Raw genomic sequence first — 25961 nt, forward strand, 5'->3', positions numbered from 1 at the left:
AGCGCGCCTCATCTTCAGGCGTAACAGTAAGCAGTTTTAAGAGTGGCGACTTGTACTGGTCTAATTCTAACGGACACCTCGATAGGGGATCATTCCCCCAACGAGGACAAACGATATGAACCGATCCGCCCGTCGCAGCTTTGATGCAGCCTTCAAACTGCAAGTAGTTCAAATGATTCGAGACCAAGGCCTGAGCGTGGCCCAGGTCTGCCGCGACATGAACCTGGTCGACAGCGCCGTGCGCCGCTGGCGGGAGCAATACGCCGCCGAGCAGGCTGGCGGTGCTGGCCTGGGCAAACCGCTGACGGCTGAACAGCAACGTATTCGCCAGTTGGAGATCGAGAATCGGCGATTGCGCGAGGACAACGACTTGCTAAAAAAAGCGTCGGCCTTCTTTGCCCGGGAACTGAAGTGATCTACCGCACGATCACTCACTGGCAACCGGAGGCCGGCATCACCCGCTTATGCCGTTTGTTCCAGGTCAGCCGTTCGGGCTTCTATGCCGCCCGCCAGCGTGCGCAGACGGCCCCCGTCCTCTGCTCGACCAGTGTGCATCTGAAGTCCGCGTTCCATGCCAGCGGCGGCAACTATGGTAGTCGGCGACTGTGTGCGGCCTTGCGTACCCAAGGCCTGACGCTCGGGCGTCATCGCGTGCGCCGTCTGATGAAGCGTCACGGGCTGCGCACGCACTGGAAACGTCAGTTCGTGGCCACCACGAACAGCGCGCATGCCTTGCCGATCGCCGGCAATGTGCTGCAGCGCCAATTCAACCCCGTCGCCACCGACCGCGCGTGGGTGGCGGACATCACCTACATCCGCACGCGCCGTGGCTGGCTCTATCTGGCCGCCGTGCTGGATCTGTTCTCGCGCAAGATCGTGGGCTGGGCCATGGCGCCGACCCTGCCGGCCGAACTGGTGTGTGCGGCGCTGCAAATGGCCATCGCGGCGCGCCAACCCAAGCCTGGCCTGATCATGCATTCCGACCGCGGCAGCCAATACGCCAGCGCACTTCATCGTCAGTTGCTGGCCGATCACGGACTACTCAGCAGCATGAGTCGCAAGGGCAACTGCTGGGATAACGCGGTCATGGAACGCTTCTTCCTGAACCTGAAAATGGAGCGCGTCTGGCAGCGCGATTACGCCAACGCGTCCGAAGCGATCAACGACATCACCAACTACATCGTCAACTTCTACAACGCCACTCGGCTGCACTCCACACTCGGCTATCGCTCGCCCAACGAGTACGAACGAGCCGCAGCCTGAACTGCCCTAGCGGGGTGTCCGAAATTAGTTGACCACTACAACTCGTACTTCACGCGTACGATCTCAGTAGCACGACGTTGCCACCTGTGCGGAGATTATCTAGGTAGTCGGCCCATGCCGACATCATCTTCCGGCGCTCAGTCAGGTGCGCGGTACGGTTGTAAGCGCGCCCATTTGGATCGCGAACGGCGTGCGCTAACTGGTGTTCGATGTAATCAGGGCGGAAGTGCAAAACTTCGTCCAGCACTGTGCGCGCCATCGCTCGGAAGCCGTGTCCAGTCATTTCGTCTTTTGCAAAACCCATACGCCGGAGGGCAGCGTTAACGGCGTTGTTGCTCATTGGGCGTGTGCGACTGCGCGCTCCCGGAAAGACATAGCGTCCACGCCCAGTGAGTGCGTGTAGTTCCCGCAGGGTGGCAATAGCTTGTGGCGCCAGAGGCACTAAGTGAGGCTGTCGCATCTTCATGCGCGCTGCAGGGATATTCCAATCGCCAGCGTCAAGGTCGAATTCGGACCACTCAGCTTGCCGCAATTCGCCGGGACGGACGAACAACAACGGCGCAAGCCGAAGTGCGCTCTTGGTGACGAATGCGCCTGTGTATCCGTCTATCGCACGGAGAAGCGGGGCAATGCTCGCGGGTTCAGTTATCGCCGCGCGATGTGTTTCGTTAACCGGGGGCAGGGCACCCTTCAAATCCGTCGCGGGGTTTCGCTCGGAGCGGCCGGTCGCGATCGCATATCGGAGCACTTGCCCGCAGTTCTGAAGAACGCGGTGTGCGGATTCAATGGCGCCACGTGCGACCACGCGATTCACAGTTGTTAGCAGTTCCTTGGCGCTCAATTCGCCGATTGGCTTTGCGCCGATCCACGGGAAAACATCATTTTCCAGTCGCAACATGATTCGACTCGCGTGATCTTCTACCCATGCTTTCGATTGCTTCACATGCCACTCGCGTGCGACGACCTCAAAACTGTTTGCAGAACGTTCGACGCCCGCCGCCTTCTCGGCCTTTCGGTGTTCGCTTGGGTCAACACCAGAGGCGAGCAGCTTGCGTGCCGTGGCGCGCTTTTCGCGTGCATCAGCGAGCCCAGTTTCCGGGTATGTGCCAAGGCTTAGGCGCTTCTCCTTATTTGCGTGGCGGTACTTCAACCGCCACCACTTGCCTCCTTTCGGGGAGATTTCCAAATACAAGCCGCCGCCATCAAATAGGCGGCGAGCTTTGGCTTCGGGTTTGGCTTTGCGAATCGCAGTGTCTGTCAGGGCCATTTTGGGGGCAACTCACTCGGAAGGTGGGAAGGTTGCCCCTAATCCTGCCCCCAGTTGCCCCCGGATTGCAATAGCTGCCGTCGGACTGCAATGGACAAAAAAAGGCCGGAACCCTTATTCGACAAGGAATTTCCGGCCTTCGTTGGACTTGCTTGGACTACTAATTGGTGGAGGCGGGGGGAATTGAACCCCCGTCCGAAAGTCCTACGTCCTCGGTACTACATGCTTAGCACGCTCATTTGATGTCACATTCGGCAGTCCGAGTGGCTAGGCTGTCCGAACATCAGTCTGTAGTTTTAGACGCTGCACGCCAGACGAGTGCAGCGGCGATCCTGTGATAATGACCTGAACATCCCCGAGCACAGGGACAAAGGGGTTCAGGGCTTAGGCCTTAAGCGGCCAGTGCGTAGTTGTCGTCGTTGGCAACTATAATTTTGCAGCTGGATTAACGAGGAAAGCTACCCCCTCGGCATGCACCCAGTGATTTCGTAACCCCCGTCGAAGCCGATCGCCCCCGTGGAATCATTGTTTCACCGCGACAGTATATATGGGTACGCGCTGCATTGCTTCAAGGTTTGCGCTGCTTCGATCGAAGGCGGTGCGAAAGATCCAATGCTTGCTCGCCAATGAATGGGATGTGGATGGCTGCGCATCGCGTCAACGTATCGTTGGTCGTCGCGTTCTTGCGTAGGCGATTCAAAATTTCCCAAACTCGTTCAAGCAGGAGACGCTCATGAAATTGCATACGACTATGATGACCAGCGCCCTTTGCGCGCTGCTCGCCGCGCCGGTTTTTGCACAGACGGCAGGTACCGAAGTGCAACGCGATACACAACAACAGCAGCGCATCGAGCAAGGATTGAAATCCGGCGAGCTGAGCACAGGCGAGGCCGCACGTCTGGAAAAAGGCGAAGCGCATGTCGATCACATGGAGGCGCGAGATATGAAAAACGGTTCCCTGTCGCCGACAGAGCAGGCGCATATCCAGAACGCGCAGAATCGTGAGAGTGCGGCGATAACCAACGATAAACACAATGGCATTACCGGCAATCCGAATTCGGCATCTTCACAACGCATGCAGGCCGATGTGCAGCGCAACGTGAATCAGCAGCAGCGCATCGAGAACGGCATCAACTCGGGGCAGCTGAACAATCATCAGGTGGGTGCGCTCGAGCGCGGGCAGAAGCATATCGATAATGCCGAAGCGCGCTCCGGCAAGAATGGACATGTCTCGGCTGCAGAGCAGGCGAAAATTCAGAGCCGCGAAAATCACCAGAGCAAACGCATCGAGCACAAGAAGCAGGATCAATGACGTTGGCCGGGTTTATCGATAAATCGAAAAGGCAGGCCTGAGAAATTGGGCCTGTTTTTTTCGAGCGGAGTAGGGGTTGATGCACGACGGTGGTTCGATTCTCGCCACCGTCGCAATCCCGATTATCGCACGCGCATCACGCGTTGTTTTTCTCGATTCCAATCGCGCTCTTTTTCGGTCGAACGCTTGTCGTGTTCCTGCTTGCCGCGGGCGACGCCGATTTCGAGTTTGACCTTGTTGTGTTTCCAGTACATCGCGGTGGGAATAAGCGTATAGCCCTTGCGTTCGACCGCGCCGAGCAACTCGTCGATTTCCTTGCGATGCAGCAGCAATTTGCGGGTGCGCCGATCGTCGGCGATGACATGTGTCGATGCCGATATCAGTGGTGGAATCGAGGCGCCGAACAGGAACAGTTCGCCGTCCTTGAGCATCGCATAACTTTCCGCGAGACTGATTCTGCCTTCGCGCAGACTTTTGACTTCCCAGCCTTGTAGCGCGACGCCGGCTTCGTAGCGATCTTCGATGTAATACTCGTGTCGCGCGCGTTTGTTCAGCGCGATCGTGCTGTCGACCGTTTTGGATTTTTCTTTACTGGTAGCCATGTGACAATAAGCTTCGTTCTAGAATGAGATCATCGTCGCGTGTTGCGGCGGATGGCGGGGCATTGTTGCAGATATGAGCTACTTACGCGGAAATGATTCGTGATAAAAATCAGACGCAGCGCGCTGGTACGTTACAGTGCGGAACAGATGTTCGATCTGGTCAACGATGTGCAAGCCTACCCGAAGCGTTTTTCGTGGAGCGCCGGTGCGCAGGTTCTGGCAAGCGACGAACAATCGCTTACCGCGCGGCTGGAGCTGCGCATGGTCGGACTGACCCAAGCATTTACCACGCGCAATGTTCTCGAACGTCCCGAGCGCATCACCATGAATCTGGTCGAGGGGCCATTTCGTCAACTCACCGGCATCTGGACTTTCAGCGCGCTCGGTACGCAAGGTTGCAAGGTTGCGTTGTCGCTGGATTTTGAATTTTCGGGCCGATTGCTTGGCTCGGCATTGAGACTCGGTTTTCAAGGAATCGCAGATCGTCTGGTGGACGATTTTTGCAGCGAGGCAGCGCGTATTTATGCGTGAAAAAACGCTGGCAACCATCCGTATCGAAATCGCTTATGCCGACCTAGAACGACAAGTTCTGCAGACGCTGGAAATATCGCTCGGCAGCACCGTGGCCGATGCCTTGCACATAAGCGGTATCGCCAACACGCTGGGCGATGCCGCAATCAGCGCAGATCGCATCGGCATCTTCAGCCAGCCAGTGGAACTCGATACGCGTCTGCGCGATGGCGATCGCATCGAAATCTATCGCGTGCTGCGCGCTGACCCTAAGGAGTCGCGCCGTCGCCGTGCACGCGACAGCGCAATCAAAACTTAGCTCTGGCCGGTATCACCGCCGCCGCCACGTTTTTTCTTGTCTTCGTCGGGGCGTTTTTCATCCGGATACTGACGCTTGTATTTGGTTGCGTCCTTGATCAGCTGATCGGCGTCTTCGGAGAAATAGTCGCCGTCGATACTGACCAGCGCATCGTTCTCGAAATGCAGCGTGAGATCCTTGGTTTCCATCTTGCTGCGGCCGCGGCGGATGCTGGAAATATAGTCCCAGCGATTCTGCTCAAACGGGCTGACCAGCGCTGGCGATCCCATCACCAGCGTTACCTGGCGCTTGGTCATGCCGGGCTTGAGCGATTCCACCAGCGTCTTGTTGAGCAGATTGCCTTGCTGAATATCGAGCTTGTAGAGAAATCCGCAACCGGACAAAGAAGCAGCAATCAGGGTGCAAGCGAGCAGTCGGGTAAGCGTGATCATCGAGAAGTCCGGGCAAGCGTCAAGCCGCGAATGATACACTAGACGCTCATTTACGCGAGGTTAACCGCGCAGCGCTGAACGACTTTTCCGAGGTGACTTGATGGAAACACAAAATCTGCGCAAGGCTGGCCTGAAAGTCACGCATCCGCGCATGCGCATTCTGGAGATTCTCGAAGCCTCCGATGGCAAACACATGACCGCTGAAGACATCTACCGGCATCTGTTGCAGCATGAAGACGATATCGGCCTCGCCACCGTTTATCGTGTGCTGACCCAGTTCGAGGCAGCGGGGCTGGTGGCCAAACACAATTTTGAGAGTGGTCAGGCGGTATTCGAACTCGAACGCGGCAAACACCACGATCATATGGTCGATGTGGAAAGCGGCAAGGTGATCGAGTTCGTCGATGAAGAGATCGAACGGCTGCAGCGTGAAATCGCCGAAAAACACGGCTACCATCTCGAAGATCACAGCTTGGTGCTTTACGTACGACCAAAGAAAAAGAAGTAGGGCGACGTTCGCTTTATCAATTCGCGCTGATCAAATCGGCCGCAATAAAAATGGCCGCTTGCGGCGGCCATTAATACTAGCTGGATCTTTGGATTGGTCGGGGAGACAAGATTCGAACTTGCGACTTCTACCTCCCGAAGGTAGCGCTCTACCAGACTGAGCTACACCCCGACACGGAAAGATTTGCAGCGAGCCGCGAATGATACCGGCGAGCGCCATGCTTGGCAATAACGGACGCATATTTTCGTGCGACAGGAATCGCGCGCGATTTCGGCGCATCGCGGTAAAGCCAATCTGCTAGGCTATGCGCCCTCGGTCTCGGCGCCTGCTGCTCACTTTGCCGAAGAGTAAGGTAGTCAGGGTCGAACGGACGCATTCCGCGCAGCGCTTGCCGCGCGTGGAGCGATTAAACTTTCTCGGCGAAAGCCATTCAAAAACCGGAACTAGCCAACGAGGATTGCATGGCATTGACCACCGCCCGCACCATGCCTGGTGTGATGGAGCTGTTACCGCTCGATCAGATTGCGTTTCAAGACATGCTGGATACGATCCGGCGCACTTATGAGCGTTTCGGTTTTCTGCCGATCGAAACTCCGGTGATAGAATTCACCGATGTGCTGCTGACCAAGACCGGTGGCGAGACCGAGCGCCAGGTTTATTTTGTGCAATCCACCGGTAGCCTGAAGCAGGGCGACGAGCCGGATCTCGCGTTGCGTTTCGATCTGACCGTGCCGCTCGCGCGTTACGTCGCCGAGCATGAGCGCTCGTTGAGTTTTCCGTTTCGGCGCTACCAGATGCAGCGCGTCTATCGCGGCGAGTCGGCACAGCGCGGACGCTTCCGCGAGTTTTATCAGGCCGACATCGACGTCATCGGCAAGGACGCTTTGTCGATTCGCTACGACGCCGAATTACCGGCGGTGATCTACAGCGTATTCCGCGATCTCAAGATTGGTCCGTTCACGATTCAGTTGAACAATCGCAAGATCATGCGCGGCTTTTTCGAGGGCCTCGGCATCACCGATGGCGAACAGCAGACTTTGGTGCTGCGTGAGGTCGACAAGCTCGACAAACGCGGCGCCGGACATGTGCGTGAAACCTTGACCGGTGAGTCGTTCGCCCTGAGTGCCGAAGTGGCACAGAAAATTCTCGATCTCGTGCAGATTCGTTCGCACGGGCATGACGACGCACTGGCAAAGTTGGCCACGTTGGGGCAGGGATCGGACACGTTCAATCAGGGCATCGCCGAGATGCACGAGGTGCTCACGTTGATTCGTGCGTTTGGTGTGCCCGAATCGCATTACATGCTGAATCTGTCGATTGCGCGTGGCCTCGACTATTACACCGGCACGGTCTATGAAACCACGCTCAACGATCATCCGCAGATCGGTTCGATTTGCTCGGGTGGGCGTTATGAGAATCTTGCGACGCATTACACCAAATCGCATTTGCCGGGTGTCGGTATTTCGATCGGCGCGACACGTCTGTTCTGGCAGTTGCGCGAAGCAAAATTGCTCGGCAGCGCGCAAAGCACAGTGCAGGTATTGGTTACGCAAATGGAAGAAGCATCGCTACCGATTTATCTCGAACTCGCGATGCAGTTACGCAACGCCGGTATCAATACCGAAGCGGTAATGGAAGCCTCCAAGCTCGGCAAGCAGTTCAAATACGCGGACCGCGCCGGCATCCGCTTTGTGCTGGTGCTTGGCCCTGATGAAATCGCCAAGGGCGCGGTCACGGTCAAGGATTTGCGCAAGGAAGATCAGTACGAAGTCTTGCGTGGCGACCTGATCAAGACCCTGCGTGTCGAACTCGAACAGGCTGCGGTAATGCCGTTGAGCTGAAGCACGCCTGCCGCCTCTGAAAGCCGGTGGCGTATTTGATCGTCTGTGCCACGCGACCGCAAGTCGCGTCGTGAAAAATTTCTGGAATCGATAATGTCTGAAGCGACGAAACAAATTCTGCTGACCGGCACCGACATGACGCGCCAGCAACTGGTCGATATCGCCAGTCGAAACTTCAACGTTGAGCTTGATACAACGCAGCTTGCAAACGTGCAACGCACTGCCGATTTTCTTGCCGAAAAAGTGCGCTGCGGCGAACCGATCTACGGCGTCACCACCGGCTTCGGCAGCAACGCCGACAAATTGCTCGGTGCGCATCGCGCCCGCGACGAATTGCCGGGTGGCAATCCTGAAAAACGCGAAGGCACATTGCTCGAAGAGTTGCAGCATAACCTCGTGATTACCCATGCCGTAAACGTCGGAAAACCGTTCTCCACGGAAGTTGTGCGGGCGATGCTGGCAATCCGCATCAACACGCTGATGCGTGGACATTCGGGCATTCGTGCATCGACGTTGCAGGCACTGGCCGAGTTGCTGAATCGCAATGTGATCCCGGTAATTCCGGAGAAAGGTTCGGTCGGCGCGAGCGGCGATCTTTCGCCGCTGTCGCATCTCGCGATCGTATTGCTCGGCGAAGGTGAAGCGTTTTACCAAGGCGAGCGTCTGCATGGCGGCGAAGCGTTGAAACGCGCTGGATTATCGCCGGTGCGTTTGTCGTTCAAGGAAGGCCTGGCGCTGAATAACGGCACCGCGCAGATGCTTGCGACGGCGGTGCTCGCGCTGGATAAACTCGAAACCTTGCTGGCGACAGCCGATCTCGCCGCGGCGATGACGCTCGACGCATTCGCTGGGCGTACCAGTGCGTTCGCCGAAAAAGTGCATGCGTTGCGCCCGCATCCGGGGCAGGTCGAAACCGCGAAGAATATGCGCGCGCTGTTGCAAGGCTCGACCCTCGCAGATATTCCTTACCATCTCGTGCCGCGATTCCGCACCTGGCTCGCCGATTCATGGACGCAGGCCGAGGATCAACAGCATCGTTTTGATATCGCCTGGGATTATGTGCCGGTCGGTCAGCGTCACGGCAAAGAGGCGTTTTATGCGCGCTTCATGCCGTTCAAGGGCGGCAAGAAACATCAGCCACAGGATGCGTATTGCCTGCGCTGCGTGCCGCAGGTGCATGGTGCGGTGCGCGATGCGGTCGATCAAGCGTGTCGCGTCATTGATATCGAGCTTAATGCAGTTACCGACAATCCGCTGATTTTTCCCGATGTACAAGGACGTACAAGTGCCGCGGGCGCAGGATGCGCAGGAGCGGTCGATGCCGAAGATGCGCTTGTAATCGAGGATCAAGTAATCTCCGCCGGGCATTTCCACGGCATGCCGCTGGCTCTGGCGATGAGTTATATCAAGGCCGCGATTCCTGTACTCGCGAGCATTTCCGAGCGGCGTTTGAACAAGCTGGTTGATCCGGCCACGAACGACGGTTTGCCGGCCTTCCTGATCGGCAACGAAGACGCTACCGACTCCGGTTTCATGATCGTGCAGTACACCGCAGCCGCTCTCGTCAATGATCTGGCGACGCGCGCGCATCCGGCCTCGGTGTATTCGATTCCGACATCGGCAAATGCCGAAGATCATGTCTCGATGGGCGCCAACGAAGCGCGGCATGTACTGGAAATGACCGAGGATCTGAGTCACGTTTTGGCGATGGAACTCTACACGGCGGCGCAGGCGCTGGAATATCGCCAGGACATGTTGAACGCAGCGCGTACGCTCGCGGCACGCGGCGATTGTGCGGCTTTGATCAGCAAGATTCATGGCGCGCCTGCGCCGGGTCATGCCTTGTATGCGCAGTTTGAATCCGAGGTACAGCAACTGATGGACGCGCTCGCGAATGCGGGGCAATTCCACGCCGGCGACGCAGTGCAGGCGGCATTGGCGCGCATTCGTCAGCAGATTTCCTTCATGCCACGAGATCGCGCGATGGATGGGGATATCCGCGCAATTACCGCCTTGGTCGCTTCCGGCGAATTGGTGCGCTGATAACCGCGTCGATTGCTATGGGACAACATGGCGGATCGATTGCGGAATACGCGATTGCCATTTGCCAGATAAAACGCGACCGATTCGGCGGATTTGAAACCAGTCGGGCAGATTGCGCGCGCTTCATGCGATAATGGCCGCTTTTGCGGTGTCGGCATTGGCTCTGCAGCACGTCGACATATCATCAGGTATACATGGAACATATTCGCAATTTCTCCATCATCGCGCACGTCGATCACGGCAAATCCACGCTGGCGGATCGCATCATTCAACTCTGCGGCGGCCTCGAAGCGCGCGAAATGGAAGCCCAAGTGCTCGACTCGAATCCGATCGAGCGCGAGCGTGGCATCACCATCAAGGCGCAGAGCGTTTCGTTGCCGTACACCGCCGACAACGGCAAAACCTATCTGCTGAATTTCATCGATACGCCGGGGCACGTGGATTTTTCCTACGAAGTCTCGCGTTCGCTGGCGGCTTGCGAAGGTGCGCTGCTGGTGGTCGATGCGGCGCAAGGTGTCGAAGCGCAAAGCGTGGCGAATTGCTATACCGCCGTCGAGCAGGGACTGGAAGTCATTCCAATCCTCAACAAGATCGATCTGCCGACCGCCGATCCGGAAAAGGTCAAGGAAGAAATCGAAGCGGTGATCGGCATTGATGCCACCGACGCGATCGAGATCAGCGCCAAAACCGGCCAGAACGTACGTGCCGTGCTCGAAGCGATCATCACGCGCATTCCGCCGCCCAAACCGCGCGATACGGATAAATTGCAGGCGCTGATCATCGATTCATGGTTCGACAATTATCTCGGCGTGGTTTCGCTGGTACGCGTAATGCAAGGCGAGATCAAGCCGCGCGACAAGATGCTGGTGATGTCGACCGGTCGCTCGCACGAAGTCGATCAGGTTGGCGTGTTCACCCCGAAACGCAAGATCAAGGACAAGCTGCGCGCTGGCGAAGTGGGTTTCATCTGCGCGTCGATCAAGGATGTACACGGCGCACCGGTGGGCGACACATTGACGCTGGCTTCCGATCCGGCGCCGCATGCGCTGCCGGGTTTCGAAAAAATGCAGCCGCGTGTTTTTGCCGGGCTATTCCCGACCGAATCCGATGCGTATCCCGCGCTGCGCGAGGCGCTCGACAAACTTCGACTCAACGATGCGTCGCTGACGTTCGAGCCGGAAAGTTCGGAAGCGATGGGCTTCGGTTTTCGCTGCGGATTCCTTGGCATGCTGCACATGGAAATCGTTCAGGAGCGACTCGAACGCGAATACGATCTCGATTTGATCACCACCGCGCCGACGGTGATTTACCAAGTGCTGCTGACCTCGGGCGACATCCTCAATCTGGACAATCCGGCCAAGCTGCCGGTCGGATCGAATGTCGAAGAGGTGCGCGAGCCGATCATCGTCGCCAACATTCTCACGCCGCAGGAATACGTCGGCAACGTCATCAAGTTGTGCGAAGAAAAACGTGGCGTACAGCGGTCGATCAGTTATTTGGCGAGCCAGGTGCAGATCAGCTACGAAATGCCGCTCGCCGAAGTGGTGATGGATTTCTTCGACAAGCTGAAATCGACTAGCCGCGGTTATGCTTCGCTCGATTATCATTTCCTGCACTTCCAGGCAGGGCCGTTCGTGCGTTTGGATGTGCTGATCAACGGCGATCGTGTCGATGCCTTGAGCCTGATTGTGCATCGGTCGCATGCGGATCGGCGCGGACGCGATCTGGTCGAACGCATGAAGGAATTGATTCCGCGACAGATGTTCGACGTTGCGATCCAGGCCGCGATCGGTGCACAGGTGATCGCGCGTTCAACGGTGAAAGCATTGCGCAAGAATGTGCTGGCAAAATGCTACGGCGGCGATGCATCACGCAAGCGCAAGCTGCTGGAAAAACAGAAGGCCGGTAAAAAGCGCATGAAGCAGGTCGGCAATGTCGATATTCCGCAAGAAGCATTTCTTGCGGTACTGCAAACCGATAACAAGTGAAGTTGGGCGTGTACCGAGTCGTGTCGATTAAACGTAATCCCGCATCGTAGGAGCAGGGAATGGATTTTGATTTTGCCTTATTGCTGGTCGTGCTGACCGGTGTCACCGGTGTGATCTGGGCAATCGATCGATTGCTGTTTGCCAAACGTCGCGAACGTATTGCGCTGGCCGCAAACGACGTCCCACATGAGCCGATCATCGTCGAATATGCCCGTTCCTTTTTCCCGGTAATCCTGCTCGTGCTGGGCTTTCGCTCGTTTATCGCGGAACCCTTCAAGATTCCTTCTGGCTCAATGATGCCAACCTTGTTGGTCGGTGACTTCATTCTGGTCAACAAATTCGCCTATGGCTTGCGTCTGCCCGTGCTGAACAGCAAAATCGTGTCCTTCGGCGAACCGCAGCGTGGCGACGTGATCGTATTCCGTTATCCGAAGGATCCGAGCAAGGCATATATCAAGCGCGTCATCGGCTTGCCCGGCGACGAGATCACCTATCACAACAAAACCGTGCAGGTGAACGGTCAGGAAATTGCGCAATCGGATGAAGGTATTTATGCCGGTTCGGGCGACGAAGGCCACAAGATGTCTGGTGCCAAACTCAAGATTGAGCACTTGCCCGGCGTCGATCACCAGATTCTGCAGATTCCGAATATCGATTCGCACAAAGAAGGTCCGTGGACTGTGCCGCAAGGTCACTATTTCGCGATGGGCGATAATCGCGATAATAGCGAGGACAGTCGGTTCTGGGGATTTGTCCCGGAAGAAAACCTGATCGGCAAGGCATTCATCATCTGGATGAACTGGGATCAGGGCATTGATTTCAAGCGCATCGGTACGTTGATCAATCGGGGATAGGGATGAACAGCAAACGAACGCAGTCGGGTATCACGTTTATAGGGTTTCTTTTTCTTCTCGCGGTTATTGGTTTTTTTGCATACATGGGGATGATTTTGTTTCCGGTTTATTCCGAATATTCGGGCGTATCCAAAGCCGTGGAAACCCTTGCGAAAGAACCAAGCTCGGCGGACAAAACACTTGATGCGCTCCGTTCCGAGCTCATGTTCAAGTTCAGCCTGCAATACGTCAGCGATGGCTCGGTTCCAGTTCAGGCCATACGTGTGTTGACCGTCAACGGTTTGAAAACTCTGGATGTGGCATACGAGCGGCGGATACATTTTATATCCAATATTGACTTCGCCATTTCATTTCACAAGACTGCGACGTTATCGCACGTGTCCAGTCCGTAAGTGGTGGGTAAACTGTCGCCGATTTATCAGTTTCGCGATGAGCGCTTGCATGAGCAGGCGCTGACACATCGCAGTCATGCGCGACACAACAACGAGCGTCTGGAGTTTCTCGGCGACGCGCTGGTCAACATGCTGGTCGCCGAGTTGTTGTACGAAAATTATCCCAAAGCCGATGAAGGCCAGTTGACGCGGTTGCGCGCGAGTCTGGTCAGCGGTTTGGCGATGGCGGAAATTGCGCGCAATATGGAGCTCGGTGCGCAGATTCGGCTCGGTCCGGGCGAAATGAAAAGCGGCGGTCATCGCCGCGATTCGATCCTCGCGGATGCGCTGGAAGCGCTGGTGGCTGCGGTGTATCTTGATGGTGGCTGGGATGCCTGTCGCAAGTACGTGCGCGAGCTTTATGCCAATGCGCTGGTCGATTTGGCCGACACCACCAAGGATGCAAAAACCCGGCTGCAGGAATTATTGCAAGGACGCGCCTTGCCGCTGCCGGAGTACGAATTGTTGAATGCGCACGGCGAAGATCACGCCAAGCAATTCGACGTAAAATGTAGCGTCGCTGTGGCAACTGCGCAAGCTGTTGCCAGCGCCCACAGCCGCCGCGCCGCTGAGCAGTTGGCGGCTAGCCAAGTTTTAACTCAAGTAGAGCACTGGTTGCGCCATGGACACTGAAGAATCAACACCGCAGCCGATCGAACCCGCCAAATCTGATCAACGCTGCGGCTTGGTTGCGCTGGTCGGACGACCGAATGTCGGCAAGTCGACCTTGCTGAATCGGTTGATCGGTTATCGCCTGAGTATCGTCAGCCCGAAGCCGCAAACCACGCGACATCGTATTCTCGGCATCGCCAACCGCGGCCAGGGCCAGATCATTTATCTCGATACGCCGGGTATTCATCAGGCCGGCAAGAGCGCGATGAATCGTCAGCTCAATCGGGTCGCGCAACAGGCGCTGGACGAGGCTGATGTGGTGATCCAGGTGATCGAAGCGATGCAATGGCGCGACGAGGATCAGCAGGTATATCAGGCACTCGAGAATATCCAGCGGCCGCGACTGCTCGCGATCAACAAGACCGATACACAGAAAAGTAAACAAGAGCTTTTGCCGTTCATCGCGAAGGTGACTGGAGCGCATGCATTCGATGAAATCTATCTGATTTCGGCACGTCGCGGCGATGGGCTTGACCGATTGGAGCAGGGCATACTCAAGCGTTTGCCGCAGGCCGAACCGATGTTCGCCGAAGATGAGATCACTGATCGCAGTGAGCGTTTTCTGGCGGCGGAAAGAGTGCGCGAACAATTGATGCGGTTGCTGAACCAGGAGCTGCCGTATTCGACCACGGTCGAGATCGAGCAATACCAGCGCGAAGGCAAGATGCTGCGCATTGGCGCGGTGATCTGGGTCGAACGCGAAGGGCAGAAGGCGATCGTGATCGGCGCTGGTGGAGAGCAACTGAAACGCATCGGTACGGCGGCGCGACTGCAGCTCGAAAGCCTGCTGGAAACCAAGGTGTTTCTCGGGCTGTTTGTACGCGTGCGCGAAAACTGGTCTCAGCAAGATGCAGCACTGAAACAGTTCGGTTACACGGACTAGCTCGACGCCATGCGCGTCGAGCAGCAGGCGGCGTATGTGTTGCACGCACGCGCCTATCGCGAAACCAGTCTGCTACTGGAATTGTTTACACCGGATCATGGCCGAATCGGCGCGATCGCACGCGGCGTGCGTGGCGCCAGTCAGCGCGGTGCACGCGCAATCCTGCAACCACTGCAACCTTTGTTTTGCACGTGGACCGCACGCGGTGAGCTGGCTACGCTAGGCAACGTGGAGGCTGCCGCCAGTCCGCTGGTGTTGCACGGTGAATTGCTGCTGTGCGCGATGTATGTCAATGAACTCGTGCTGCGACTGACCGCACGCCAGGATGCGCATCCCGAGGCATTTTCTGCCTACGAACAATGTCTGCAACGTCTTGCTGTAGGTGAATCGCCAAGCTGGACACTGCGACGTTTTGAACGTGACCTGCTCGAACACATCGGCTACGCCTTGGTGCTCGATCACGAGCCCGATACCGGACTGCCGTTGCTCGCCGGAACCAACTACAGTTATCACGCCGAAGTCGGTCCACGACCGTGGACTACCGCATCGACCGGTATTTGCCTGCGCGGCGAATACCTGCTGGCGCTGGCCGCTGACCAGATGCCCGAAGCTGCCGCGTTGACCGTGCTGAGACGCATGTTGCGCGGCGTGATCAGCTTTCATCTCGGCGGTGTCAATCTGCGTGCATGGAGTCTGTTGCAGCCACTGCCACAAGGCCAGCAGAACAGATAATTCGACCGCGATTTCAGATGCAGGATCGCGGCAAATAATCGCGGCAAATAAAAAACCCGCCCTTGCGATGCAAAGGCGGGTTTCCCACGAATCATCAGTGCGACAAAATTTTGCGTAGCGTGTGAATTACAAGGCTTCGAAAATTCCCGCAGCACCCATGCCTGTGCCGATACACATCGTCACCATGCCGTACTTTTGTTTGCGCCGACGTAATCCATGCACGAGCGTGGCGATACGGATGGCGCCGGTCGCACCGAGCGGATGACCGAGCGCGATCGCGCCACCGAGCGGATTGACCTTGTCCGGATCAAGCCCGGTATCTTGCATCACGGCCAGCGCCTGGGCAGCGAACGCTTCGTTGAGTTCGATCCAGTCGAGATCGTTCTTGTTGATGCCGGTTTGGCGCAGCACTTTCGGAATCGCTTCCTTCGGGCCGATGCCCATGATCTCCGGCGGCACGCCAGCGACGGCGAAGCCGACGAAACGTGCGAGCGGAGTAAGGCCGTAATCCTTGATCGCCTGCGCACTGGCAAGCAGTACCGCACCCGCGCCATCTGACATTTGCGACGAGTTACCTGCCGTGACCGAACCGCCCGCACGAAAAACGGTGCGCAGTTTGGCTAGGCCTTCGATGCTGGTGTCGGCGCGCGGACCTTCGTCGGTATCGATCAGACGCTGATCGTTCTTGATGTCGCGCCCGGCCAAATCCGGGTAATGATCATCGAGCAGGAATGGCGCAATTTCATCCTTGAACTCACCGGCGGCAATCGCGGCGAGCGCACGCTGATGACTGCGCAACGCGAACGCATCCTGCGCATCGCGCGATACTTTCCATTGCTCCGCAACTTTCTCTGCGGTAATGCCCATGCCATAAGCAACGGCAATATTTTCGTCGTTGAACACGGCCGGATTGAAGGCGATGGTATGGCCCATCATCGGAATCATGCTCATGCTTTCAGTGCCGCCGGCGAGCATCAAATCGGCTTCGCCGAGACGAATGCGATCGGCCGCCATCGCCACGGCTTGCAGGCCGGACGAACAGAACCGATTGATCGTGACTGCCGAGATAACGTTCGGCAAACCGGCCAGTAGCACGCCGATGCGCGCGACGTTCATGCCTTGCTCGGCCTCAGGCATGGCACAACCGATTACGGCGTCGTCAATACGTGTGCGATCCACGCTCGGCACCTTGTCCAATGCCGCGCGTAGCACATGTGCTAGTAGGTCATCAGGACGCGTATTGCGGAACATGCCACGCGGTGCCTTGCCCACCGGGCTGCGCACGCTGGCGACGATATAGGCTTCTTGTACTTGTTTGCTCATTGCGGTTTTCCTTGTGAGCACGCGATCGACGCGCGCTGAATGAAGTCGTGCCGGATCAGTTGCGCAGCGGTTTGCCAGTCTTGAGTGTGAACATCACACGCTCCTGAGTTTTCGGCATTTGCGCGAGCGCGACAAAATGCTTGCGTTCAAGATCCAGCAACCATTGTTCATCGACCAGACTGCCGCGTTCGACCACGCCTCCGCACAGCGTATCGGCGATACGACTGCTGACTTCAAAATCGTGCGGCGAGATGAAACGGCCTTCGAGCATGTTGACGAGGCTGGCCTTGAAACTGGCCGTGCCGGTGTCGCCAGCGACTGCAATGGCGCGCGCTGGCAAAGGCGGGCGATAACCACGCTCAGCCAATGCCCGAGCTTCGGTGATGGCGACGTAGAGCAACTCATAGGCGTTGAACACCACGGTATCGGTGGCACGCAGCAGGCCGAGTTCTTTGGCTTCGAACGCGCTGGCGGAAACCTTGGCCATTGCAATGGTTTCGAACGAATTTTTCAGCACGCCGAAAACGTCACCGCCGATCGCGCTCTGCGCAGCGCGCAACGCGAGTTCCTTCAGACCGCCACCTGCAGGCAACAGACCGACACCGGCTTCGACCAGGCCGATATAACTTTCGAGTGCAGCTACCGTCTTGGCACTGTGCATCTGGAACTCGCAACCGCCGCCAAAGGCCATGCCGCGAACGGCCGATACCACCGGCACCAACGCATGCTTGATGCGCATGCTGGTCTGCTGAAACAGATTCACGCCTTGCTCGAATTCATCGATCTTGCCAGCCGCCAGCGACGCACTCGCTGCACCGAGATCCGCGCCTGCCGAGAACGGTTCGCCGAACTGCCAGATCACCATGCCAGCGAGATTCTGTTCGGCATGAGTAACAGCTTGCTGAATACCGTCGAGCACGGCGGGACTGATCGTATTCATCTTGGTTTTGAAACTCAGGATGCCGATGTCCGCATCGAGATGCCAGAAACGTACGGCATCGGTTTCGAAAATTGTGCTGCCGAGATTCGGCGTTTCACCGAGAATGCGATCCGGAAAGTACTGGCGTTTGTAGACTGGATTTTCCGAGCGAGGACGCAGCCCGCCAATGCTCGGCGCAAACGAACCGCGCGCTTCATGCACACCGTCGCGACCATCGAGCACCCAGTCCGGCAACGGCGCATTGCTCATTGCCTTGCCGGCGGCGATATCTTCGTTGATCCAGCTCGCTACCTGTTTCCAGCCGGCGTCCTGCCACAGTTCGAACGGACCTTGTTTCCAACCGTAACCCCAGCGAATCGCAAAATCGACATCGCGCGCGTTGTCGGCAATCGCGGCAAGGTGATACGCGGTGTAGTGAAACAGATCGCGCAACGACGCCCACAAAAATTGCGCTTGGGGATCCGCGCTGGCACGGAGTTTTGCAAGACGTTCGGGCGCAGCCTTGATCTTTAGGATCGCGGCGACTTCATCGCTGACCGTACCCGTTTCCTTGACGTAATCACGCTTGGCCGGATCGAGGACGAGAATATCCTTGCCGACTTTGCGATAAAAACCCGCGCCGGTTTTCTGTCCGAGCGCACCCTGTGCGACCAAGCCGGACAACCATTCTGGCGCCTTGAAAAATTGATGCCACGGATCGTCGGGCAATGTGTCATCCATGGTCTTGATGACATGCCCCATCGTATCCAGACCAACAACATCGGCGGTACGATACGTGGCACTTTTCGGACGCCCGATCGCCGGGCCGGTCAAAGCATCGACGACATCGAAGCCGAGTCCGAGCGCTTGCGTGTGATACATCGCCGACAACATCGAAAACACGCCGATGCGATTGCCGATGAAGTTCGGCGTGTCTTTCGCAATCACCACGCCTTTGCCGAGCGTGGTAGTCAGAAATGCCTCAAGTCCGCTGACGACTTCCGGCAGCGTTTTCGCGCACGGGATCAGTTCGGCCAGATGCATGTAGCGCGGTGGGTTGAAAAAATGTACGCCGCAGAAATGCTCATGCAAATGTTCGGGCAAGACGTCGGCCAGTGCATTGATGCTGAGACCTGAAGTATTGCTGGCGAGAATCGAGTCTTTTTTCAGATGCGGTGCGATCTTGGCGTACAGGTCGCGTTTCCAGTCGATGCGTTCGGCGATTGCCTCGATCACCAGATCGCACTCGCCGAGCAGCGCGAGATGCTGATCGTAATTGGCCGGAATTATGCTCGCGGCACGCGATTTGTCCGCCAGTGGCGCCGGACTGAGCTTGGTCAGATTCTGGATCGCCTTGAGCACGATGCCGTTTGGATCTCCGTCTTTGGCAGGCAAATCAAACAACAAGGTTTCAACATCGGCGTTGGTCAGATGTGCGGCGATTTGCGCGCCCATCACGCCGGCCCCGAGAACAGCGGCCTTGCGTATGCGGAGTGGAGGTGTGCTCATGCGTTCCTCATGATTGCGTGGGAAGGTTTTTGAATAAAAAGCGTGCGTCTAGCGTTCGCGCAGACCGGCCGATGCAAATTTGATCAGATGTTCGGCGGCGAGTTCGCAATGTGCTTGTTCGGAAACCGCGCCGCGCCGTTTGATGACGCCGAAATCCGCCATCGCATACGTCAAGGCGCCGCTGACGATATCAAGGCGCCAGTACAATTCCTGCTTGTCCAGCGTTGGCAGCAACGCGGCAAACGCGGCGGCAAATTCCTTCAGGACATGACCGTAATTATCCGAAAGAAATTTGCGCAGGCTTTCGTTATGCTCGGCATAAGCGCGAGCCAGAACACGCACAAAAGCACCGCCACCATTGCGATCGAGCGACAGCGCCAATGCCGGTTTGATGAACGCGGCGAGAATGTCTTCGAGGCGTGGATTTGCTTCTGTCTGCGCGGCTCTCAAGGTACTCAATCGCCGTGCATTTAGTTCGTCGAGTCGTCGCCGAAAAACTTCGTTGATGAGGTTTTCTTTCGAGCCAAAATGATAGTTGACGGCAGCCAGATTAACCTTTGCGGCAGAGGTCACCTGACGCAGGGAGGCGCCTGCAAAACCATGCTGCGCAAAGAGCATTTCTGCGGCGCCGAGAATGCGTTCCTTGGTTGAGAATTGCATGGTATTCACGTCGGAATTCCTGGATCGGGGAAGGTCGGAGAGTCGCGCATTGTGCGGTAGCGCATCTTCGTCGCCCAGCGCTTGGCACGCCAAGAATTAGTTTCAAGGGCGTATCAAACGAACGTTTGAAGCATAAGAGCTGGCGCCGCACAGGTCAAACCCGCGCGAAATCGGTAAATAATTGAAATCAGTGCTTAATAATTTTGTCGAAATGAATTAGAATCCACGACGGGTATCACTGCTAAGCCCTCGCTATCGCAGCAAGTTTTTATGATTTTCTTGCAATAGCGGCGCCATTGCCCTCACATTTCGATCACATCATTTACACATCCGGAGTTCCCATGGCGCTGGAGCGCACTCTATCCATCATCAAACCTGATGCCGTTGCCAAGAACGTCATCGGTCAGATTTATGCTCGTTTCGAGGCCGCTGGACTGAAAATCGTCGCTGCCAAGATGAAACAACTTTCCCGTGCCGAAGCCGAAGGTTTCTACGCGGTTCACAGTGCTCGCCCGTTTTTCAAGGCGCTGGTCGAATTCATGATTTCTGGCCCGGTAATGATTCAAGCCCTTGAAGGCGAGAACGCTGTGCTCAAGCATCGTGACCTGATGGGTGCGACCAATCCGAAAGAAGCTGCCGCCGGCACCATTCGTGCGGACTTCGCCGACAGCATCGATGCCAACGCCGTGCATGGTTCGGACGCTGTGGATACCGCAAAGAACGAGATCGCGTATTTCTTTTCCGCGATCGAAGTCAACTCTCGCGCTTGATGTCAGACAGGATATAACCGTGACGACCGCCATCCAGCCCGTGACCAATCTGTTCGATCTTGATCGAGCCGGGCTGGAGGCGTTTTTCATTGGCCTCGGCGAGAAGAAATTTCGCGCCCAGCAGGTGATGAAATGGATGTATCACCAGCAAGTCATCGATTTCGAGCAGATGACCGATCTCGGCAAGAGCTTGCGCGACAAGCTCAATACCCACGCCGAACTGCGTCTGCCGAAAATCCTGCATGAGCAGCAATCCAGTGACGGCACCTGCAAATGGGTGTTGGAATTGGAAGGCGGCAATGCGGTCGAGACCGTGTTCATTCCCGAAGCCAATCGCGGCACGTTGTGTGTTTCGTCGCAAATTGGGTGTGGTCTGAACTGCAGCTTTTGTTCGACCGGCACGCAAGGCTTCAACCGCGATCTGACTACGGCAGAAGTCATCGGTCAGGTCTGGATCGCGGCAAATTCACTCGGCAGCAAACATCGCGGTGCGCGTCGCATCACCAATGTGGTGATGATGGGCATGGGCGAGCCGCTGCTGAATTTCGACAACGTCGTGCCGGCGATGAGCCTGATGCGCGACGACTATGGCTTTGGTCTGGCCAGCCGTCGCGTGACGCTTTCGACCGCCGGTCTGGTGCCAATGATCGACCGCCTGAATGCGGAAAGCGATGTTGCTCTCGCAGTATCGCTGCACGCACCGGATGACGAGCTGCGTACGCAACTCGTGCCGCTCAACAAGAAATATCCGATTGCCGAACTTATGGCTGCGTGCCAGCGTTATGCCGCGCGCAAGGCCAAGACCCAGATCACGTTCGAATATACCTTGATGAAAGGTATCAACGACAAACCGGAGCAAGCGCGCGCGCTGGTCAAGTTGCTGCGTCGGGTGCCATCAAAATTGAACCTGATTCCGTTCAATCCCTTTCCCGGAACCAAGTACGAACGCTCGGAGCCGATGGTCATTGCCACGTTCCAGAAAATCGTCATGGATGGCGGTTTGATCGCGACCGTGCGCCGCACTCGTGGCGATGACATTGATGCCGCCTGCGGTCAACTGGTCGGCAAGGTGATGGATCGCACACGTCGCCAAGCGGATTTCCGCCGTCGCATCGAAGCGGAAGTGCATGTCATTCCATAGCTTCCACCTAGTGCGCGCGGCTGCGTTGGCGCTTTGCGTGCTGCTGGTCGGCTGCGACGCGAGCACTGGCGGACATGTCAAGAATTCCGACATGCATGAAGCCGCCAAGGACAACACCGATCTTGGCCAGCGTTACATGCAGCAGGGAAAGCTCGATGTAGCGATGGAAAAATTGTTGAAGGCGTTGAAGTACGACCCCAACTACGCCGACGTGCACACCGTGATTGCGGTTTTGTATGAGCGTATCGGCAATACAGCCGAGGCCGAGAATCACTACCGACGCGCGACGGAACTGGCACCAAAATCCGGCGGCGCCAACCACAATTACGGTGTGTTTCTATGCAAGGCGGCGAAATACGATCAGGCTGAACAATATTTTCAGCGCGCGATCGCCGATCCTTTCTACAAGACGCCCGCACTCGCCTATACCAATGCCGGCATATGCATGTCCAAGGCCGGCAAGCGTGATGCCGCCGAAGCCGATTTTCGCAAGGCCTTGGAATTGAATCCGCAGAGCAGCGAATCGCTTTTTGGTCTGGCGCAAATCCAGTACGACAAAGCCGATTATTTCCATGCTCGGGCTTTCATGCAGCGGTTTGAAAGTCTTCAGCAAAGCGGGCCAGATGCATTGTTGCTGGGCCGTAATATCGAATCGCAATTAGGCAATACACAATCCGCGCAGGAATATGCCAAACGCCTGCGTGACGAATTTCCAGACTCCGAGCAGGCACACATGCCGGAAATCAGCCATCCTTCATCATGAATCCAACGCCAGAATTCGAAAATGCGATTGCTCCGTCCATTGTCTTGCTGCCGGCATGCGATGAAGCTCAACTCGATCTGCCGTTAGCTGTGGATAACCAAACCATGAATCCGCCTGTCGATTGTGAGCCCGTTGATGCGTCCGGAACAGAGGCCGCGGTTGATGCGGAATCGGTTGCGCCAGCGTCATCGCACGACATGATTGCGACCGCTGCAGCAGAACCTGCTGCTGCTCCCGACGTCCACGCGTATGAGCCAGATCTCGGACAACGCCTGCGGGCCGCACGCGAAACACGCGCATGGAGTGTGACCGACGCCGCGGTGCGGCTGCATCTCCCCACTACCGTGGTTCAAGCGCTGGAGTCCGGCAACTACGCGCGCATCGGCAACGGCATTTACCTGCGTGGCTACATGCTGAGTTATCTGCGCCTGCTGGCATTGCCCGCAAGCCTGCTTGAAACACTGGTCGAACCCGCGCAAACGGAACCGCCCCTGGTCACCACCGGTGCGATTTCGCATCCGCGTTATTTGTATAATCGCTATTCGGTGCCGACCATTTATCTGATCCTCACCGGATTGATTGTCGTGCCTGCAGTTTGGCTAACGACGCACGGCGGGTTGGAGCAAACGCTGGTACGTATCGCGCCGCTGGATACACCCGCTGAAAATTCGGCATTGAATACGCTAGTCGACAGCAATACGCCAGCAATACAATCGCCGGGCGAGCAGCCCGCGCCTAGCGGCTTAAATCCGCTTGCGCTCCCGGGCGGCACAACGTCCACAGCGAATGCGACTAGCACCGACGCACCATTGATCGCGTCGTTCACGCCGGTTTTGAACCCGGTACAAACTGCATCACCAGCCACACCGGCAATTGTAGCCGCCAAGGAATCGGGTGCCCATCATGTGCGCCTGAGCCTGACCGAAGAAAGCTGGGTAGAAATTCTCGGGACCGAAGGCAAACGACTGGACTACGGCTTGCTGCCCGCCGGAACGCAACACGAATATTACAGCGATGGCGCGCTTGATATTCGTATCGGCAATAGCAATGGCGCGACCCTCGAAGTGGACGGCCACGCGATGGATCTCGCACCGTATCGGCACTCGAATGTCGCGCGCCTCAGGCTGTTCTCCGAGAGCGACAAGGCTTCCCATAGCGATTCCTGAACGGCTATCGCGCGGGCAAGCATATAATTGCGCTTTCCTGCTAATCTTAGTGTTCCAAGCGACCGCCCCTCGGGCGTCGCAGCCGCGCGTGGCATTTGCCGCGCAGCTTTTCGATTCAAACCAGGTGAACAACGATGGCTTTTGAGGTAATGGACGAACACGAACAGGGCGAACTGGTGCAGAAATGGCTGCGCGAAAATGCCTTGTCGATAGTGATCGGCGTAGGGCTGGGGCTTCTACTGATTTTCGGTTGGCAGCAATGGAAAACCCATCGCGCCATGCACCAGCTTGAAGCAGCCACGCACTATATGGCGCTGACCGACGCGCTGGAAAAGAAAAATTACGACGTGGTCAATCAGGCTGCGCAGAAACTGCGCGATGATTATTCTGATACTTCTTATGCCGCGCTCGCGGCAATGCAACAGGTTGGCGTGTCATTGAGCACGGCCGACAAAGACAAGGATGCCGCGTACAAGAATATGGATTGGGCGTATCAGCACGCGCCCGCCGAACTCAAGGAATTGGTAGGCACGCGCCTGGCCCGTTTGCAAATTTCCACCGGCAAATACCAGGAGGCGCTCCCCTTGCTCGATGGCTTGTCGAAAGCCACCACCTACACTGCGCTAGTGAATGAATTGCGCGGTGATGCCCACGTCGGTCTGGGGCACAAAGACGAGGCACGCACTGCCTACGCCGAAGCCCTGAACGGTGTTGATGCCGGTACGCCACATCGCAATGTGGTCGAAATGAAACTCGCCAATCTCGGCGCGAAAGCGGAGAAGCAGGGCTGATGAAACGCGCACTGGCTTTTCTGTTACTGGCGACTTTGCTTGGCGGCTGTACCGCGATCAAGAACGCTTTCAAGGGCAGCAACAAGGAAAATATCGAACCACCAAAGGTGCTAACGGAATTTGCGCCGACGGTAACGGTAGAAAAACTCTGGACCACCGGGGTCGGTAAAGGCGCCAGGAAAACCGGTGTGCATCTGACACCTGCCTATGCCGATGGCAAGCTGTATGCGATCAGCACCACGGGTGTACTCGAAGCCTTGGATGCAACGACGGGCCGCACGCTTTGGGAAAAGAAAGACAAAAAAATAGCTTATGCCGCTGGCCCGACTATTGGCGAGGGACTGCTCGTTGTGGGTACGCTGGATGGTACGTTGTTCGCTCTGAATCCCGCAGATGGCAGCGAGCGTTGGCACGCAGAAGTATCTTCCGAACTGATCTCGGCGCCGGCCGTTGATGGCGGCATGGTCGTCGCGCGTTCGTATGACGGTCGCGTGTATGGATTTGATGCGGCCAATGGTGAACGCAAGTGGATTTTTGATCGCAATACCGTACCGCTGCTAAGTCTGCGCGGTAACAGCGCCCCGTTGATCCGCGAAGGCGTGGTCATTACCGGCGGCGATAATGGCAAGGTCGTGGGCTTGCGTCTGACCGATGGCGTGGAGGTCTGGGAGCAGGTTATCTCCACCGGCGAAGGTCGCACAGAGATCGAGCGCCTGCAGGATGTGGACGGAATTTTGCAAGCCGATGCAGGCGTAGTTTATGCCGCGGGTTATCGCGGCCAGATCACGGCATTGGCGGGAAACAACGGGCGTCCGCTATGGGCGCACGATCTGTCCAGCTACAGCGGTGTGGCGATTTCTCCGGCAGCAGTATTTGCCAACGATGTCGATTCGAACATCTGGTCGCTGGATCGCAATAACGGGACATCGTTGTGGAAACAGGATGTACTTGGTTATCGCTGGCTCAGCCCGCCGGCAGTGCAGGGCGACTACATCGTGGTCGGTGATTTCGACGGGTATGTGCACTGGCTCAATTTGAACGATGGCAAGCTTGCCGCCCGCGTGCGACTGACCAAAAAGCCGATCGACTCCGTACCGCTGGTGGTCGGCAACACCGTCTATGTGCAAGCCAGCAATGGCGAACTCGGCGCGTACCGCATCGCCAAATAATTCTCGCATTCCTTGTCACTGAGTAGCTATTCGAGATTTACTTCAATAGTCTTGCTGCACAGTACGATCTAGCCAGTATCGGTGCCGCGCGCTG

The 25961-nt window shown here is 56.8% G+C and carries 25 protein-coding genes, 1 tRNA gene and 1 other RNA gene; 19 read left to right on the forward strand and 8 right to left on the reverse strand.

Annotation, left to right across the window (positions count from 1 at the left end):
- Nucleotides 1–115 precede the first annotated feature (115 nt).
- Nucleotides 116–1263, forward strand: a protein-coding gene (locus tag ELE36_RS09775; RefSeq protein WP_165371432.1) for an IS3 family transposase whose coding sequence is annotated in 2 segments (ribosomal slippage) — nt 116–386 and nt 386–1263 — 1149 coding nt in all. Because the reading frame shifts where the segments join, the coding sequence is not laid out codon by codon here.
- Nucleotides 1264–1312: 49 nt separating this feature from the next.
- Here the strand turns inward: ELE36_RS09775 and ELE36_RS09780 are convergent.
- On the reverse strand, nt 1313–2530 hold the full coding sequence (locus tag ELE36_RS09780) for a tyrosine-type recombinase/integrase (RefSeq protein ID WP_129832888.1): 1218 nt from the start codon (nt 2528–2530) through the stop codon (nt 1313–1315).
- 165 nt (nt 2531–2695) lie between these two features.
- Nucleotides 2696–3046: a transfer-messenger RNA gene (ssrA, locus tag ELE36_RS09785) on the reverse strand.
- 217 nt (nt 3047–3263) lie between these two features.
- Here ssrA and ELE36_RS09790 point away from each other — a divergent pair.
- A complete protein-coding gene (locus tag ELE36_RS09790; protein ID WP_242512407.1) occupies nt 3264–3842 on the forward strand; it encodes a hypothetical protein in 579 nt (192 codons plus the stop codon).
- A 122-nt stretch (nt 3843–3964) separates the two neighbouring features.
- Here ELE36_RS09790 and smpB read toward each other — a convergent pair whose 3' ends face one another.
- Nucleotides 3965–4444, reverse strand: coding sequence for an SsrA-binding protein SmpB (gene smpB / locus ELE36_RS09795; RefSeq protein ID WP_129832889.1), 480 nt, complete (start codon nt 4442–4444; stop codon nt 3965–3967).
- Nucleotides 4445–4543: 99 nt separating this feature from the next.
- Here smpB and ELE36_RS09800 point away from each other — a divergent pair, with 99 nt between their 5' ends.
- Both ELE36_RS09800 and ELE36_RS09805 read left to right on the forward strand, forming a co-directional pair.
- A complete protein-coding gene (locus ELE36_RS09800; RefSeq protein ID WP_129832890.1) occupies nt 4544–4975 on the forward strand; it encodes a type II toxin-antitoxin system RatA family toxin in 432 nt (143 codons plus the stop codon).
- Nucleotides 4968–5273: an RnfH family protein gene (locus ELE36_RS09805; RefSeq protein ID WP_129832891.1), complete on the forward strand. Its 306-nt coding sequence runs from the start codon at nt 4968–4970 to the stop codon at nt 5271–5273. Before ELE36_RS09800 ends, ELE36_RS09805 begins: the two co-directional genes overlap by 8 nt.
- On the opposite strand, the gene ELE36_RS09810 is transcribed toward ELE36_RS09805, so the two are convergent.
- Nucleotides 5270–5704, reverse strand: coding sequence for an outer membrane protein assembly factor BamE (locus ELE36_RS09810; protein ID WP_129832892.1), 435 nt, complete (start codon nt 5702–5704; stop codon nt 5270–5272). The genes ELE36_RS09805 and ELE36_RS09810 overlap by 4 nt on opposite strands.
- Nucleotides 5705–5804: 100 nt before the next feature.
- Here ELE36_RS09810 and fur point away from each other — a divergent pair, with 100 nt between their 5' ends.
- Nucleotides 5805–6212 (forward strand): ferric iron uptake transcriptional regulator, encoded by a 408-nt coding sequence (gene fur, locus ELE36_RS09815; protein WP_129832893.1) that lies wholly within the window; start codon nt 5805–5807, stop codon nt 6210–6212.
- A 94-nt stretch (nt 6213–6306) separates the two neighbouring features.
- On the opposite strand, the gene ELE36_RS09820 is transcribed toward fur, so the two are convergent.
- Nucleotides 6307–6383: transfer RNA gene (locus tag ELE36_RS09820), tRNA-Pro, on the reverse strand.
- Nucleotides 6384–6673: 290 nt separating this feature from the next.
- Between ELE36_RS09820 and hisS the strand changes: the two genes are divergently transcribed.
- The 8 genes from hisS (at nt 6674) to recO (ending at nt 15656) form a co-directional block, all read left to right on the forward strand.
- The gene (gene hisS, locus ELE36_RS09825) at nt 6674–8053 is read left to right on the forward strand and encodes a histidine--tRNA ligase (RefSeq protein ID WP_129832894.1); all 1380 of its coding nucleotides are present in this window, start codon (nt 6674–6676) and stop codon (nt 8051–8053) included.
- A 93-nt stretch (nt 8054–8146) separates the two neighbouring features.
- Nucleotides 8147–10096: an HAL/PAL/TAL family ammonia-lyase gene (locus ELE36_RS09830; RefSeq protein WP_129832895.1), complete on the forward strand. Its 1950-nt coding sequence runs from the start codon at nt 8147–8149 to the stop codon at nt 10094–10096.
- A 194-nt stretch (nt 10097–10290) separates the two neighbouring features.
- Nucleotides 10291–12084 carry a translation elongation factor 4 gene (lepA, locus tag ELE36_RS09835; protein WP_129832896.1) on the forward strand — a complete coding sequence of 598 codons (1794 nt, stop codon included), beginning with the start codon at nt 10291–10293 and terminating at the stop codon, nt 12082–12084.
- A 59-nt stretch (nt 12085–12143) separates the two neighbouring features.
- Nucleotides 12144–12938 (forward strand): signal peptidase I, encoded by a 795-nt coding sequence (lepB, locus tag ELE36_RS09840; protein ID WP_129832897.1) that lies wholly within the window; start codon nt 12144–12146, stop codon nt 12936–12938.
- Nucleotides 12939–12940: 2 nt separating this feature from the next.
- A complete protein-coding gene (locus tag ELE36_RS09845; protein ID WP_129832898.1) occupies nt 12941–13330 on the forward strand; it encodes a DUF4845 domain-containing protein in 390 nt (129 codons plus the stop codon).
- Nucleotides 13331–13342: 12 nt separating this feature from the next.
- The gene (gene rnc, locus ELE36_RS09850) at nt 13343–14002 is read left to right on the forward strand and encodes a ribonuclease III (RefSeq protein WP_129836770.1); all 660 of its coding nucleotides are present in this window, start codon (nt 13343–13345) and stop codon (nt 14000–14002) included.
- Nucleotides 13992–14924 (forward strand): GTPase Era, encoded by a 933-nt coding sequence (gene era / locus ELE36_RS09855; RefSeq protein ID WP_129832899.1) that lies wholly within the window; start codon nt 13992–13994, stop codon nt 14922–14924. Before rnc ends, era begins: the two co-directional genes overlap by 11 nt.
- 9 nt (nt 14925–14933) lie before the next feature.
- Entirely contained in the window at nt 14934–15656 is a 723-nt protein-coding gene (gene recO, locus ELE36_RS09860) for a DNA repair protein RecO (protein WP_129832900.1), read from the forward strand.
- A gap of 126 nt (nt 15657–15782) precedes the next feature.
- On the opposite strand, the gene ELE36_RS09865 is transcribed toward recO, so the two are convergent.
- From ELE36_RS09865 to ELE36_RS09875, 3 genes are read right to left on the reverse strand one after another with little or no spacing between them, the layout of a single operon-like run.
- Nucleotides 15783–16979, reverse strand: coding sequence for an acetyl-CoA C-acyltransferase (locus ELE36_RS09865; RefSeq protein WP_129832901.1), 1197 nt, complete (start codon nt 16977–16979; stop codon nt 15783–15785).
- A 55-nt stretch (nt 16980–17034) separates the two neighbouring features.
- On the reverse strand, nt 17035–19407 hold the full coding sequence (locus tag ELE36_RS09870; RefSeq protein ID WP_129832902.1) for a 3-hydroxyacyl-CoA dehydrogenase/enoyl-CoA hydratase family protein: 2373 nt from the start codon (nt 19405–19407) through the stop codon (nt 17035–17037).
- A 48-nt stretch (nt 19408–19455) separates the two neighbouring features.
- A complete protein-coding gene (locus ELE36_RS09875) occupies nt 19456–20067 on the reverse strand; it encodes a TetR/AcrR family transcriptional regulator (RefSeq protein ID WP_129836772.1) in 612 nt (203 codons plus the stop codon).
- 341 nt (nt 20068–20408) lie between these two features.
- Here ELE36_RS09875 and ndk point away from each other — a divergent pair, with 341 nt between their 5' ends.
- The 6 genes from ndk to bamB all read left to right on the forward strand — a co-directional run bounded on the left by ndk (nt 20409) and on the right by bamB (nt 25867).
- On the forward strand, nt 20409–20837 hold the full coding sequence (gene ndk / locus ELE36_RS09880; protein ID WP_129832903.1) for a nucleoside-diphosphate kinase: 429 nt from the start codon (nt 20409–20411) through the stop codon (nt 20835–20837).
- A complete protein-coding gene (rlmN, locus tag ELE36_RS09885; RefSeq protein WP_484573177.1) occupies nt 20800–21978 on the forward strand; it encodes a dual-specificity RNA methyltransferase RlmN in 1179 nt (392 codons plus the stop codon). The genes ndk and rlmN overlap by 38 nt, the downstream gene beginning before the upstream one ends.
- Nucleotides 21965–22741: a type IV pilus biogenesis/stability protein PilW gene (gene pilW, locus ELE36_RS09890; RefSeq protein WP_129832905.1), complete on the forward strand. Its 777-nt coding sequence runs from the start codon at nt 21965–21967 to the stop codon at nt 22739–22741. The genes rlmN and pilW overlap by 14 nt, the downstream gene beginning before the upstream one ends.
- Before the next feature lie 104 nt (nt 22742–22845).
- Complete coding sequence (locus ELE36_RS09895) at nt 22846–23907, forward strand: helix-turn-helix domain-containing protein (RefSeq protein ID WP_165371553.1); 1062 nt, start codon at nt 22846–22848, stop codon at nt 23905–23907.
- Between the two features lie 134 nt (nt 23908–24041).
- Nucleotides 24042–24698 (forward strand): YfgM family protein, encoded by a 657-nt coding sequence (locus ELE36_RS09900; protein WP_129832907.1) that lies wholly within the window; start codon nt 24042–24044, stop codon nt 24696–24698.
- A complete protein-coding gene (gene bamB, locus ELE36_RS09905; protein WP_207215902.1) occupies nt 24698–25867 on the forward strand; it encodes an outer membrane protein assembly factor BamB in 1170 nt (389 codons plus the stop codon). The genes ELE36_RS09900 and bamB overlap by 1 nt, the downstream gene beginning before the upstream one ends.
- Nucleotides 25868–25961: the final 94 nt, after the last annotated feature.

Origin of the sequence: Pseudolysobacter antarcticus, assembly GCF_004168365.1 — a bacterium.
Classification (GTDB): domain Bacteria; phylum Pseudomonadota; class Gammaproteobacteria; order Xanthomonadales; family Rhodanobacteraceae; genus Pseudolysobacter; species Pseudolysobacter antarcticus.

Excerpts from the sequence above, each read along its gene's own strand:
- ELE36_RS09780 (WP_129832888.1), bottom strand. The coding sequence starts at position 2,530 with ATGGCCCTGACAGACACTGCGATTCGCAAAGCCAAACCCGAAGCCAAA.
- ELE36_RS09790 (WP_242512407.1), top strand. The coding sequence starts at position 3,264 with ATGAAATTGCATACGACTATGATGACCAGCGCCCTTTGCGCGCTGCTC.
- smpB (WP_129832889.1), bottom strand. The coding sequence starts at position 4,444 with ATGGCTACCAGTAAAGAAAAATCCAAAACGGTCGACAGCACGATCGCG.
- ELE36_RS09805 (WP_129832891.1), top strand. The coding sequence starts at position 4,968 with ATGCGTGAAAAAACGCTGGCAACCATCCGTATCGAAATCGCTTATGCC.
- ELE36_RS09810 (WP_129832892.1), bottom strand. The coding sequence starts at position 5,704 with ATGATCACGCTTACCCGACTGCTCGCTTGCACCCTGATTGCTGCTTCT.
- fur (WP_129832893.1), top strand. The coding sequence starts at position 5,805 with ATGGAAACACAAAATCTGCGCAAGGCTGGCCTGAAAGTCACGCATCCG.
- hisS (WP_129832894.1), top strand. The coding sequence starts at position 6,674 with ATGGCATTGACCACCGCCCGCACCATGCCTGGTGTGATGGAGCTGTTA.
- ELE36_RS09830 (WP_129832895.1), top strand. The coding sequence starts at position 8,147 with ATGTCTGAAGCGACGAAACAAATTCTGCTGACCGGCACCGACATGACG.
- lepA (WP_129832896.1), top strand. The coding sequence starts at position 10,291 with ATGGAACATATTCGCAATTTCTCCATCATCGCGCACGTCGATCACGGC.
- lepB (WP_129832897.1), top strand. The coding sequence starts at position 12,144 with ATGGATTTTGATTTTGCCTTATTGCTGGTCGTGCTGACCGGTGTCACC.
- ELE36_RS09845 (WP_129832898.1), top strand. The coding sequence starts at position 12,941 with ATGAACAGCAAACGAACGCAGTCGGGTATCACGTTTATAGGGTTTCTT.
- era (WP_129832899.1), top strand. The coding sequence starts at position 13,992 with ATGGACACTGAAGAATCAACACCGCAGCCGATCGAACCCGCCAAATCT.
- recO (WP_129832900.1), top strand. The coding sequence starts at position 14,934 with ATGCGCGTCGAGCAGCAGGCGGCGTATGTGTTGCACGCACGCGCCTAT.
- ELE36_RS09865 (WP_129832901.1), bottom strand. The coding sequence starts at position 16,979 with ATGAGCAAACAAGTACAAGAAGCCTATATCGTCGCCAGCGTGCGCAGC.
- ELE36_RS09870 (WP_129832902.1), bottom strand. The coding sequence starts at position 19,407 with ATGAGCACACCTCCACTCCGCATACGCAAGGCCGCTGTTCTCGGGGCC.
- ELE36_RS09875 (WP_129836772.1), bottom strand. The coding sequence starts at position 20,067 with ATGCAATTCTCAACCAAGGAACGCATTCTCGGCGCCGCAGAAATGCTC.
- ndk (WP_129832903.1), top strand. The coding sequence starts at position 20,409 with ATGGCGCTGGAGCGCACTCTATCCATCATCAAACCTGATGCCGTTGCC.
- pilW (WP_129832905.1), top strand. The coding sequence starts at position 21,965 with ATGTCATTCCATAGCTTCCACCTAGTGCGCGCGGCTGCGTTGGCGCTT.
- ELE36_RS09895 (WP_165371553.1), top strand. The coding sequence starts at position 22,846 with ATGAATCCGCCTGTCGATTGTGAGCCCGTTGATGCGTCCGGAACAGAG.
- ELE36_RS09900 (WP_129832907.1), top strand. The coding sequence starts at position 24,042 with ATGGCTTTTGAGGTAATGGACGAACACGAACAGGGCGAACTGGTGCAG.
- bamB (WP_207215902.1), top strand. The coding sequence starts at position 24,698 with ATGAAACGCGCACTGGCTTTTCTGTTACTGGCGACTTTGCTTGGCGGC.